Origin of the sequence: Cognatundibacterium jejuense, from assembly GCF_014284255.1 — a bacterium.
Lineage (GTDB): Bacteria > Pseudomonadota > Gammaproteobacteria > Burkholderiales > Burkholderiaceae_D > Undibacterium > Undibacterium jejuense.
In genome coordinates, this window is record NZ_JACOFV010000006.1 from 12,826 (window position 1) to 24,836 (window position 12,011).

Annotated in this window: 9 protein-coding genes; 3 read left to right on the forward strand and 6 right to left on the reverse strand. The window is 48.6% G+C overall.

The annotated features are described in order from the left end of the window. Positions 1–112 precede the first annotated feature (112 nt). From H8K32_RS07820 to H8K32_RS07840, 5 genes are all read right to left on the reverse strand, one after another. Entirely contained in the window at positions 113–979 is an 867-nt protein-coding gene (locus H8K32_RS07820; RefSeq protein ID WP_186911931.1) for a DMT family transporter, read from the reverse strand. A 110-nt stretch (positions 980–1,089) separates the two neighbouring features. Further along, positions 1,090–1,845: a LytR/AlgR family response regulator transcription factor gene (locus H8K32_RS07825; RefSeq protein ID WP_186911932.1), complete on the reverse strand. Its 756-nt coding sequence runs from the start codon at positions 1,843–1,845 to the stop codon at positions 1,090–1,092. Positions 1,846–1,867: 22 nt separating this feature from the next. Beyond that, a complete protein-coding gene (locus tag H8K32_RS07830) occupies positions 1,868–3,226 on the reverse strand; it encodes a sensor histidine kinase (RefSeq protein ID WP_246447206.1) in 1,359 nt (452 codons plus the stop codon). A 137-nt stretch (positions 3,227–3,363) separates the two neighbouring features. Then, the gene (locus H8K32_RS07835) at positions 3,364–3,810 is read right to left on the reverse strand and encodes an ANTAR domain-containing response regulator (protein ID WP_186911933.1); all 447 of its coding nucleotides are present in this window, start codon (positions 3,808–3,810) and stop codon (positions 3,364–3,366) included. Positions 3,811–3,930: 120 nt separating this feature from the next. Beyond that, on the reverse strand, positions 3,931–6,435 hold the full coding sequence (locus H8K32_RS07840) for a S9 family peptidase (RefSeq protein WP_246447208.1): 2,505 nt from the start codon (positions 6,433–6,435) through the stop codon (positions 3,931–3,933). Between the two features lie 345 nt (positions 6,436–6,780). Between H8K32_RS07840 and H8K32_RS07845 the strand changes: the two genes are divergently transcribed. The 3 genes from H8K32_RS07845 to H8K32_RS07855 all read left to right on the forward strand — a co-directional run bounded on the left by H8K32_RS07845 (position 6,781) and on the right by H8K32_RS07855 (position 10,642). After that, entirely contained in the window at positions 6,781–8,802 is a 2,022-nt protein-coding gene (locus H8K32_RS07845; protein WP_186911934.1) for a methyl-accepting chemotaxis protein, read from the forward strand. A 14-nt stretch (positions 8,803–8,816) separates the two neighbouring features. Beyond that, positions 8,817–8,996, forward strand: a complete 180-nt coding sequence (locus H8K32_RS07850; RefSeq protein ID WP_186911935.1) for a hypothetical protein — start codon at positions 8,817–8,819, stop codon at positions 8,994–8,996. Between the two features lie 116 nt (positions 8,997–9,112). Next, the gene (locus H8K32_RS07855; RefSeq protein ID WP_186911936.1) at positions 9,113–10,642 is read left to right on the forward strand and encodes a peptide MFS transporter; all 1,530 of its coding nucleotides are present in this window, start codon (positions 9,113–9,115) and stop codon (positions 10,640–10,642) included. Between the two features lie 105 nt (positions 10,643–10,747). Here H8K32_RS07855 and H8K32_RS07860 read toward each other — a convergent pair whose 3' ends face one another. After that, positions 10,748–11,926 carry an acetyl-CoA C-acetyltransferase gene (locus tag H8K32_RS07860; protein WP_186911937.1) on the reverse strand — a complete coding sequence of 393 codons (1,179 nt, stop codon included), beginning with the start codon at positions 11,924–11,926 and terminating at the stop codon, positions 10,748–10,750. Positions 11,927–12,011 lie beyond the last annotated feature (85 nt).

The window sequence follows — 12,011 nt, forward strand, 5'->3', positions numbered from 1 at the left end:
GCTAAGTTGTACAACACAACTTAGCATTTCACAATTCCCAACTCACTACAGTTTAAGTCAGCCAAAGATCTCCGATAATCCAAATACCGCGACATCACGGTATTTGGAAGTCTCATTTTTTTGCGGGTGTCAACACGACCAAGCATGTCGCAAGCACTACCCCGGCGCATCCTGCCAGAGTGCTCAACGTGATATTTTCGTTGAGAAATAAAAATCCCCACAATAAAGCAAACAAGGGAATCAAAAACGTCACCGTCAGTGCCTTGGTAGGACCAATGTCGTGAATCAAACGGAAGTACAACAAATAGGCAATCGCGCTGCAAAGCAGGGACAGCGCGGCAGCGGCCAGCACAATGGTAGTCGTGACAGCGCCTGGAACGGGTGAAAATGGCAACGACGGTAACAGAAATAGCGCACCACCCACCTGAGACGCTGTTGCCATTAAAACCGGATTGACGTCGACCGACAGCTTCTTGGTATATACACCAGCTAAGGCATAACAAATCGTCGCCGCAGAACATGCCAGCAATGCCAGCAATAACTCGGTACTCCATTCCACTGGCCCCAACCGTACCAGCATGGCTACTCCAAGCACGCCGACCAACATGCCTGCCATTTTACGTAGTGTGAATTTTTCTCCTAAAAAAATCGCTGCCATCACTGCGCCCCACAAGGGACTTGTCGCATTCATAATCGCCGAGTACCCAGCTGGAATATGCTGCGCCGCATAGGCATAAAAGACTGCAGGTAAGGCAGTGCTGATGGCACCAAGTATCAGGAACGATTTCCAATACTGACGGAAAACAATCGGCTGTTTGCTGACTAACATCCAGGCAATCAGTGCCAGACCGGCCAGACCAACGCGGATCTCAGCCGTCCAGAATGCGCCAAGCACAGGAGCGATAATGCGCATGAATAAAAACGAGGCACCCCAAATCGCCGCCAGGCTAAATAATCGGAATAAGTCACTACTGCGCATGTCGGTTCCAGATAATCCAAAGAGCGTCAGCTTAACAAAGACTGCGGTTCTGCGCTCGCCAGAATCGGACACAAGATAGCAGACAATCTGCTCAGGATTGTAGATACAAATTACATAGGCTTAAAGCACCAGGCGTAGGCTTGACTGACTTTGAGTTTTTCATTACTACCATGCAATTCAACCGTGTAACGCCCCATCTCGTCGCGGTGTGCTTTGGATATCGCATCGGCGCGCACCACCACGCTGCGGTGAATTTGCCAGAATTGTTCACTATCGAGACCATCCATAATTTCTTTCAGTGGTTTGCGCACGTGGGCTTCATCGCTTGCGCATACCACCCGGGTATATTTTTCATCCGAAGTAAAAAACAGGATTTTATCGATCGCGAACATCTTGATCGTATCGCCAACACTGGCGCTGACCCAACGTATCCGCTCCGGCGCATTGCTGCGCAGGCGTTTATCTAACGCCGACATTAACTGGCTGATATCGGGCGCATCTTGCTTGCTGTCGATCCGTGTTTTCAAACGCTCTATGGCTTCAATCAGACGCGCTTGTAATATTGGTTTAAGCAAATAGTCCACAGCGCCAGCCGCAAACGCGTCAATCGCATAACTGTCATACGCCGTGGTGAACACGGCATGACAACGCCCTTTGACGGCATGGGCGACGTCTAAACCTGTCATGCCCGGCATACGGATATCTAAAAAGGCGATATCTGGTTGGTGTTCGTGTATCGCCTCAAGTGCTTCTGCGCCGTGTTCGCATTCAGCAACGATCTTTAATTCTGGCCATAGTTCAGCCAACATACGGCGCAGCTCTTTGCGTGGCAAATCTTCGTCTTCTGCGATGATTGCAGTCGTCATATTTTTCTCCCACCGTCTCTGATTATTTTTCTAAAGGTAAGCAAATGATTGCGGTAACACCGCCTTCAGGATTGGCTTTTAAAGTCAGGTTCGCAACATCGCCATACATCGATGCAAGGCGTTCTCTGATGTTTTCCAGACCAATGCCAGAGCCACTCGTCGTGCCACCAAAGCCAACACCATCATCTGCCACGCTCAGCTCAAGCAAGCTTTGCTTATCAAACACCAGTTCACGTGCGTTGATTGCAATATGAGCTGGCCCTATTTTTGGTTCAACGCCATGTTTGATTGCATTTTCGACCAGGGAAATTAACATTAAAGGCGGCAAAGCAGCATCTGCAATTTCAGATTCAATCGAGAAATTCAGGCGTGGAATTCTGGCCTGCATCAAATTCAAATAAGCACGAGCAGCATCGAGTTGCTGTTGCAGCCGTGCTTGAGAAGAACTGCCATCTGAGCGAAATTTTGGGATGGTCGTCCGTAAATAATCGACCAGATGATCAACGATTGCGGTTGCTCTGACTGGTTCGGTATTAATCGCAGAGCGCACGCCAGCTAAAGTATTAAACAGGAAATGGGGCTCCACTTGCGCCACCAACACCGACAAACGTAATTCAGCTTCGCGCCTGGCTTCTTGTGCCTGCTTTAGTTCACGCAAACGCTGATCTTCCAACAGCCGTTTTTTCTGACGGAAAAACAGCCACAGGTCAAATCCACCACCCAAAGAAATCACGATTAAGGTGTCGACGAAGCCGTTCACAACCGGTGTTAAGAACTGGTTGATATTTTGATTCGCTTCTTTAGCTGTTTGCTCATCTGACGATGCAGCGGTGGAGGCGGCACTTACTTGGGGTTTTGGTTTTACAGAATGGAAGCTGTTAATTCCACTCTCCAACTCTTTACTTGCCGGACTATTGTGTCCCTCAAATTTGGCTGCAAATTCAAAGCTGCCATGTACTTTTTTTTCTGAGCTGACCCAATCACAAAAATAATCGGATAATTGATAGATGCCATAGCTGAGCAATCCGCCAAATACCAACGCCAATGTCAGGTAAATAGCTTCTTTTTTTTCGACAAACTGAAGCTGCCGTACTAACACAGCCAAACCCGGCCCAGTCAGGTATAAAGCCGACACACCTATACTAATTGGCAACATCACCGGTAATACTTTACTCAGCGGCAAACTCAATAGCGTTGTGATTACCAGGATAAGCAAATCGATCACCACCAGTGGTATCAGCCATGCCAGGCTTCGATAGTAATACCATGTGCGCGAAAAAACCGGATAGTTGCGTGCCCGGGTAAGCCAGCTGTCACTACCGATTGAAACTTCAGGCGGTAGTGGCTGTTCAGTGGAGCGATTATCTATTTTAGTCATCATCCTTATGTTCCCTCAGGCAAAAGCATCGCTACTCAAGCTTAGCGAATCAACGCAAATTTAAGGAAAATCAGAATAGAAATGGAAGTATGCGACGAAATCGCAGATAGCCTGATGAAATCAGGCCAAAGCGCGATGGATTACGCAGTATCACCGGCGACCTGATCGCCGCTGACGTCGTCAGCACCGGATTCAGTCACGGCAGGTCGTTGTTGTTGCTTGGCAATCCGAACGATGGTGTTGCGTATCGAACTCAATACCGCGACAGAATTGAACGGTTTGACGATAAAACCTTGTACGCCACGTTGTTGGGCAGCTTGCAAAATTGTGGCATCGATCTTAGAAGAAACCATAAACAACAATGTCTTTGGTAATTCTTTACGCAAATTATCAAGGATAGCCAAACCTTCTTCATTCGCTTCGCCGATATCGATACAAATAATTTGCGGTTTGAGTTTGATCACCCGCGCCAAACTGGAAGGTGTCAGATTCGCATCACCAATCACTTCATGACCACCGTTATTTAATACGGATGTCAGCAAATTTCGGGCAACGGCATTCGCATCCAGGATAACGGCTTTAAGCATAAGTACACCATGAAGTTTGAGTCATCTGCATATTAATGCAAAAATATAAAAAGTAGTAAACCAGGTGCTGTCGTTGGCACATTCTGTGGCTGGTTTGCCCTGATTTGCTCGCATTGCAGCCTAGCGATTGCTATCTTCCCGTCCACCTACCTCAGGTTTTGCGTTTTTTACGTACATATCCAGCCAACGATCTTGCTCCCATAACATCTGCATAATGGATTCACGGGCGCGATAGCTGTGACTTTCGTTTGGTAACATGACCAGACGAGTCACTGCGCCCAGGCCTTGCAAGGCCTGATACATGCGTTCACTCTGTAGCGGGAAAGTGCCGGTATTGTTGTCTTGTTCGCCATGAATCATGAGTAACGGGTCTTTGATCTGGTTAGCAAAGTTAAACGGCGACATATCCTGATACACTTTTTCAGCCTGCCAGAAATTTCTGTCTTCAGATTGGAAACCAAAGGGTGTCAATGTGCGGTTGTATGCGCCGGAACGTGCAATACCGGCGCGGAACAGGCGGGTATGGGCGAGCAAATTTGCCGTCATAAACGCACCGTAACTATGACCACCGATAGCGATGCGATGGCGATCAGCGACGCCAAGCCGCACCACTTCATCGACAGCGGCTTCTGCATCCATTTTCAATTGTTCGATATAGGTATCATTTGGCTCCCTTTTACCTTCGCCAATAATCGGCATACCTGGACCATCCAGCACGGTATATCCACGCGCTAACATCACCGTCGGGCTGTTATACGAAATGCGGTTGTATTTATAGGCCGAACCTGTGACTTGTGCTGCTGCATCCGCCGTTTTGAATTCACGCGGATAAGCCCACATCAACATCGGGCGTGGTCCATCACGCTTAGGCTCGTATCCTGCTGGTAAGTACAAAGTCGCACTTAACTCTACGCCATCAGCACGTGCATACCGGATTTGTTGCTTTTTTATGCCCTTTAATTGCGGCAAAGGTGTAGCGAAATTCGTTAATGCGCGTGGCGATTCGTTGCCAGCGAGATCACGTACAAAATAGTTTGGACGCTCATCGCTCGATTCTCTGCTCGTAATAATCCTGCTACCATTGTCATTCAAGAGCCCCACCACGTGTTCATAATAAGGCGCTTGTGAACGGAATAAATGTACGCTCTGTTTGGTGGTGAGATCGTATCGGTCTAAGAAAGGTCGATCACCTTCAGGACTCGCGCCCAGACCAGCGAGAAAAATGGCTTTTTCGTCTGGCGTAGTTTTCAAGGTCGGTAAACCGAACTGATTCAACTCGATCACCGGATTACCCTGATTGGCGTATTGATCTTCCGTCTTACGACTAAACAGCAATTCCGGTTTAGCATCGGCAGCGCCGGGATGGATACGCCAGGTGCGGGTATCACGGGTTTTCCACCAACTTTCTGTGACGAGAGCCAAACCATCATTGCCCCACTGCACGCTGGCAAAACGCCATGCCAGTTCCATCAATTTTTGTGGTGGTGTATTAAACGGTGCTGGTTGTTGTACCAGCAAATCGCGTACTTTGGCGGTAACTTCCGGATCACCGCCAGCCTGCGCTTCCAGCCAATACAGGGTCGCGGGCTTGTCGGTGCGCCAGCCAAAATCACGCGGCCCCAGCTGGACTGCATCACTACCGATGGGTAAGCGCTCACGCATAGGGCGTTCAGCGACAGTCTTTATTTTCTTACCTTGTTTATCCCACAGTTCGATTAATTGACCGAAGCGATCCATGGGCAACATCGTGGAATAGGGACGGCGTAATTGCGTGGTCAAGATCATTTTGCCATCGGGTGACACCAGTGCTTTACTGAGAGTCAACACCGGATTTAGACGGTGCAATTCACCTTTGGTATTTACAAAACCTAATTGCGTTTGCAGTTCCCAATCCAATATTGCCGAATCGGTAGGTGTTTTGAGCATATCTGGGTAAGTGCGGTTTTGGGTAGTTTTGCCACCCTTGGTTTCCAGGGTATTTGGGCCGTCTGGGATAAATGGCGCGGGCGGCAAAGGCTTTTGACGCAGTGGCAGTAAATGCACAAATAATTGCTCGGACCCATCGCTCCATTCAAAACCGGGGCTGGTGGTTGCATTTAATTTATCGGCAATCAGCCGGTGCACTCGCGCTTTCTTGACATCGAGCAGCCATAACTCTACTCCACCCTCGACCCAGCAACTAAATGCGACCCATTGCTCATCGGGTGACCATGCAGTGTCGGCGATACGTGGATTCTTGGGCAAGCCACTGACTGCAACGGTTTTTCCGGTTGTAACATCGAGGATACTGAGGCCATTTCCGAACTCAAACTGACTCGCGGCACGAGTACGCGGATTGATGCGTAAGCCAGCGAGTCGCAATTCAGGCTGCGCAACTTCGGCGATGCCCGGCAAACCTGGCAACGACATCAACAAGGCAGTTTTACGTTGGGGACCTAACTTAAAATTCGGACCGCGTGGTGCATCAACGATCGCCTGCAACTCGGGTGGTGGCATTTTGTAGATGCCGTCATTGGGATTCACTGCTCTTGCGCCATTCGCTGATAAACAAAAAGGTGAGACAACCAGCAACAACAAAGGGGTCAGTCGGCGCAAGTTCGAAGGCATAGTCAAATAATGATGCATGTTTCTGAGTTCAAGACGCGGTCAATGAAAAATGAGGACCCAAATTGGGGGCATACATGAATGAGCTACCAATCTCATTCTGCCTGGAAAGTACAGCAGTGTAGCGCGACGCCATTCTTTGTCTACTGATAATTTTGAAATAGCGGTAAGGTCAACCGTATTTGCTGCAGCGCACATGGCTGCGCTTTTTACGACAAATACCGTCGCTTTTTCATGCTTTTTTCGTATTCTCAGTGTGCAATTGAGCATGAGACTCGCTCCTTAGGCTAATTATCCTTAGTATGATGCCTGTGTAGCGGGTGTCATTTCGCAACGAATGCAACTAGTCCATAAAAAGAGATTAATATGTCAACAACATCACCTACCTGGTTTGCCAACCTGGGTTTGCGCGGGAAAATGCTCATCGCGGTATTAGCGATGGTTGTGATCGGCTTCACCGTCACCACCAGTTTACTCAGTTTCCAGGCCAGCAAGATGCAATCGGAATCGGCTGAACAATATGCAACGCAATTGGCGATATATAACGCCGGCCTGATTACCGAAAAAATCGATCTCGCCCTGCATGCCGCCCGCAACATGGCTGCTAATCTGGCCGCGATGCAAGCGTCTGGCCAAGCGAACCGCGCGAATGCCGACCTGTTGTTAAAGAGCATCCTGGAAAGCAATCCTGAATTTACCGGTGTCGGCACTATCTGGGAACCCAATGTGTTTGACGGTAAAGATAGCGAATACATAGGCAAACCCGGACACGATGCGACAGGGCGCTACTTACCGTATTGGAATCGTGGCAGCGGTCAAACCCAGGTGGAAGCCTTGACTGATTACGACAAGGAAGGCGCTGGTGACTATTATTTGCTGGCCAAAAAGAGTGGTAAAGAAGTCCTGTTGGAACCATACATGTACAAAATCGCTGGTAAAGACGTATTCATGACGACGATAACCGTGCCGATTGTGATCGCTGGTAAGTTCGCGGGTGCGGTCACGGTTGACCTGCCGGTGGCAGGCTTTCAGCAAGAGGTGAGTAAAATTCGTCCTTACGAAACCGGTTATGCAAGTTTGTTATCGAACAAAGCAGTGTTTATCGGCGACGTAGACGCTAAGCGTGTAGGTACTGAATTAGGAAAATTATCCGGTAACGAAGCGGCGTTATCCGCCATTGCTCATGGCGAAACATACTCAGATACGATAGACGATACGAATTTAAACACGCGTATGTACCGGATTTTTGTGCCTATTCGCATCGGTGGTAGCGATACGCCGTGGTCATTTGTGATCAACGCTCCGGAGGACAAAATTCTGGCTCAGGTGCGTCACCTGCGAAACGTTTCTATCATCGTTGGCTTCTTAAGCGTGCTGGTGGTATCGGCAATGCTGGTCTTTGTCATCAATAAGTTAATCATCCGCCCTCTCGGTGGGGAGCCCGATGTTGCAGTGGATATCGCCAGACGCGTTGCAGAAGGTGATTTAACTACACATGTTGAATTGCAAGCCGGTGATCAAAGCAGCATGTTGTATGCGCTGCATATGATGCAGGTGCAATTGCGTGGCATCGTTGGTGCGATTCGCGAAAGTAGTGAATTTGTATCGGGCGCTTCAAGTGAAATTGCAAAGGGCAATCTGGATCTGTCGCAGCGCACCGAAAATCAGGCATCCTCGCTGGCACAAACAGCCAACAGTGTCGAACAGATGAACGACACCGTGAAAAAGAATGCTGATAATGCCGAGCAGGCGCGCCAACTGGCGGTTTCTGCTTCCCACACGGCACATCGCGGCAGTGCCGAAGTTGAAAAAGTGGTGGCGACCATGCAAAATATTTCGGTTGAATCACGCAAAATGTCCGACATCATCGCGACCATAGAAGGAATTGCTTTCCAAACCAATATTCTGGCCTTGAATGCCGCCGTAGAAGCTGCGCGGGCTGGCGAGCAAGGTCGTGGCTTCGCTGTTGTGGCGAGCGAAGTGCGCAATCTGGCTCAACGTAGTGCCATTGCCTCCAAAGAAATCAAATCATTAATTGAAAATTCTTTGCACAAGGTGAATGAAGGTACGGTAGTGGTCGATGCGGCTGGTGCCACGATGAAAGATATTTTGTCTGCGGTTGAAGGTCTGTCGACCATCCTCGACGAAATTTCAACCGCCTCGTCGGCGCAGAGCCAGGGTATTGCACACATTAACGGCGAAATCAGCCTGATGGATGAATCGACTCAGCAAAATGCGGCTCTGGTAGAAGAATCCGCCGCTGCAGCCGACTCATTGAAAGATGAAGCGCAAAAACTGTGGCAGTCGCTGACAATTTTCAATATTGGCAATAATGCCCCATCAGCAAGCTCATCCTCTGTGGCAAAACGCATACATCGTGCGCCTTGAAGTGGTGCTTTGCAATGAGCTGGATAGACCAGCTTAAAGGCATCCTAGCCTTTCAAAACACAAGGATTATCGAACTTGCGCAAGGAAAAGGTGAGAAAAAGCGACTGATTCTCGCCTTTTTTGAAAATCTCATTGGCACACTTTTTGCTGCATCGCAGCATATGTCTTTCTATATGAGTTTTTCATCGTGGTAAGCTAGCCGCCGAATTGATGCAATTCGAAACATTTTGCATTCAATATTGAAAATTAATTTGCCACAAAAGTATTTAAAAAGTATTTATTAACTAAAAACCAAAAAACGGAGAGCAGTTTGAACAAAATTCAACCATCCGGGGCGCACACCATCCTCGGGCACCCTGACAGCTTATTTGTCCTGTTTTTCACAGAAATGTGGGAACGTTTTTCTTACTACGGCATGCGTGCATTGCTGGTCTTGTTTCTGGTCACGAGTGCCGCAAAAGGCGGTTGGGGCTGGACCCGTGAAGAAGCAACCGCGCTATATGGCTGGTACACTGGTCTGGTATATCTGACACCTATCCTCGGTGGCTATATTGCTGATCGTTTCCTTGGCAGTCGCCGTTCTGTGGTGCTCGGTGGTTTCATTATTGCCGCCGGACACGCGTCACTCTTATTTGATACACCAACGATGTTTTACGTAGGTTTATCACTGGTGGTTGCCGGTACGGGACTGTTTAAACCGAACATTTCCGCCATCGTTGGTCAGTTGTATAACAAAGATAACGAACACGCACGTGATTCCGGCTATACCCTGTTTTACATGGGTGTGAATTCTGGCGCGTTCTTCGGTATTTTGTTGTGCGGCTATATCGGTGAAAAAATTTCCTGGTCGTATGGCTTTGCGCTGGCTGGCGGTTTTATGCTGTTGGGCGCTATTCAGTTCTTCCTCGGCCAGGGTATTTTCGGCGATATCGGTTTATCTAAGTCGCAACAGAAAACAGAAGTCGTCGCTGAAGTCGAACCTGAACCGCATATCGTTAAAGACCGATTGAAAGCGATTTTCGTTTTCTCTTTCTTTACGATTTTCTTTTGGTTCGCGTTTGAACAAGCGGGTGGTTCTATGACCATTTTTGCTGCCGATTACACCGACCGCACACTGGTTGGTACCAGCGGCATGCTGTTTAAAGTCGTCAACAGTCTGATGACGGTGATACCAACGGCGATTCTGAGCTGGTTGTTGCTGAAATTGTTTGCTGGCACGGCAAAACGCTATCTGGTATCGAATCTCCTGTTGATCACCTGTATCGGTATCATCTGGGCGTTGGTGATCTGGATGCTGGGTCGTGAATTCGGGATGTCACAATCAGACGTACCCGCAACCTGGTTTGGTGTACTGAACTCCTTCTTCCTGGTGATTCTGGCGCCGATGTTCTCTAAGATGTGGGATAAATATTGGTCGCCAAGCGGTCCGATCAAATTCGGTACTGGTCTGGTGTTGCTGGGTCTGGGTTTTGCTGCCTTGTCTTACGGCGCAGCAGGTATCCCTGCTGGTGCAAAAACAGCTTCTGTCAGCATGGTCTATCTGATCGCCGCTTACTTCTTCCATACGATGGGTGAGCTCTGTCTGTCACCAGTTGGCTTGTCGTATATCAGTAAATTGGCACCACAACGCCTGTTGGGTCTGATGTTTGGTGTCTGGTTCCTGAATACATCAATCGCGAATAAGCTTGCAGGTATGAGCGGTAGCTACATCGATAAAATCTCGGAAACGTATTCTCTGTCGACGTTCTTCCTGATCTTCACTATCGTTCCTATTGCTGCTGGTATCGTGATGATGCTGTTGAACAAGTGGATGGCGAAGAAAATGCACGGTATTCACTAACATCGGTGCGGTTTGCTTTAAAGTATAAAAAATCCCCGCTTGCCAAAACAAGCGGGGATTTTTTTATGGCGATATCAGCATCAATACCGCATCGAGTTCAACATATTACGGACGTTCAATTGCCAGTGCGACACCCATGCCGCCGCCAATACACAGGCTAGCCAGGCCTTTTTTGGCGTCACGACGAATCATTTCATGGATCAGGCTGACCAGAATGCGGCAACCAGATGCACCGATAGGATGGCCAATCGCGATCGCACCACCATTGACGTTGATCTTGCTGGTGTCCCAGCCCATTTCTTTATTCACACCAATAGCTTGTGCAGCGAACGCTTCGTTGATTTCCATCAGATCCAGATCTGCATGCGTCCAGCCGGCTTTTTTCAAGCACAATTGTGCTGCCGGTACCGGGCCCATGCCCATGATCGTTGGATCGATGCCAGCAGATGAATAAGCTTTGATGCGCGCCAACACTGGCAAACCCAGCCCTTCTGCTTTCTTGGCAGACATCATTATCACTGCTGCCGCACCGTCATTGAGACCGGAGGCATTACCTGCTGTCACTGTGCCGTTTTTGTCGAACGCTGGACGCAATGCTGACAGAGATTCGAGCGTGGCACCATGTTTAATGAACTCATCGGTATCAAAAACCACCGTGCCTTTTTTGCTGACGATTTCTACCGGAATGATTTCATCTTTGAATTTACCGGCTTTTTGTGCTGCTTCTGCCTTGTTTTGAGACGCTAAAGCAAACAAATCTTGCTCTTCACGAGACACGCTGTATTTCTTCGCAACGTTTTCAGCAGTGATACCCATGTGGTACTGGTTGTACACGTCCCACAGACCATCAACGATCATGGTATCGACCAGTTTGGTATCGCCCATGCGGAAGCCATCGCGGGAGCCATTCAATACGTGCGGCGAAGCACTCATGTTTTCCTGACCACCCGCAATAATCACATCGGCATCGCCCACTTTAATTGCCTGGGCTGCCAGATGCGTCGCTTTCAGGCCGCTACCACAGACTTTATTGATCGTCATTGCTGGGACGGTGTCTGGCAAACCGGCTTTGATGACTGCCTGACGTGCGGCATTTTGACCAACACCCGCGGTTAAGACTTGTCCAAGCAATACTTCATTAACCTGATCACCATTGAGACCAATTTTGGCTAACAAGCCCTTGATCACAATCGCACCTAATTCTGATGCCGGGATTTTTGCCAGGGAGCCACCAAATTTACCAACGGCAGTACGACCAGCAGCAACGATTACAACGTCTTGCATATGAATTCTCCAGTTTTCCAAAAAAATGAAATGCTTAGCAATAATTGAAACATTCACGCTTTACAACAAGCTGACAGATTACACC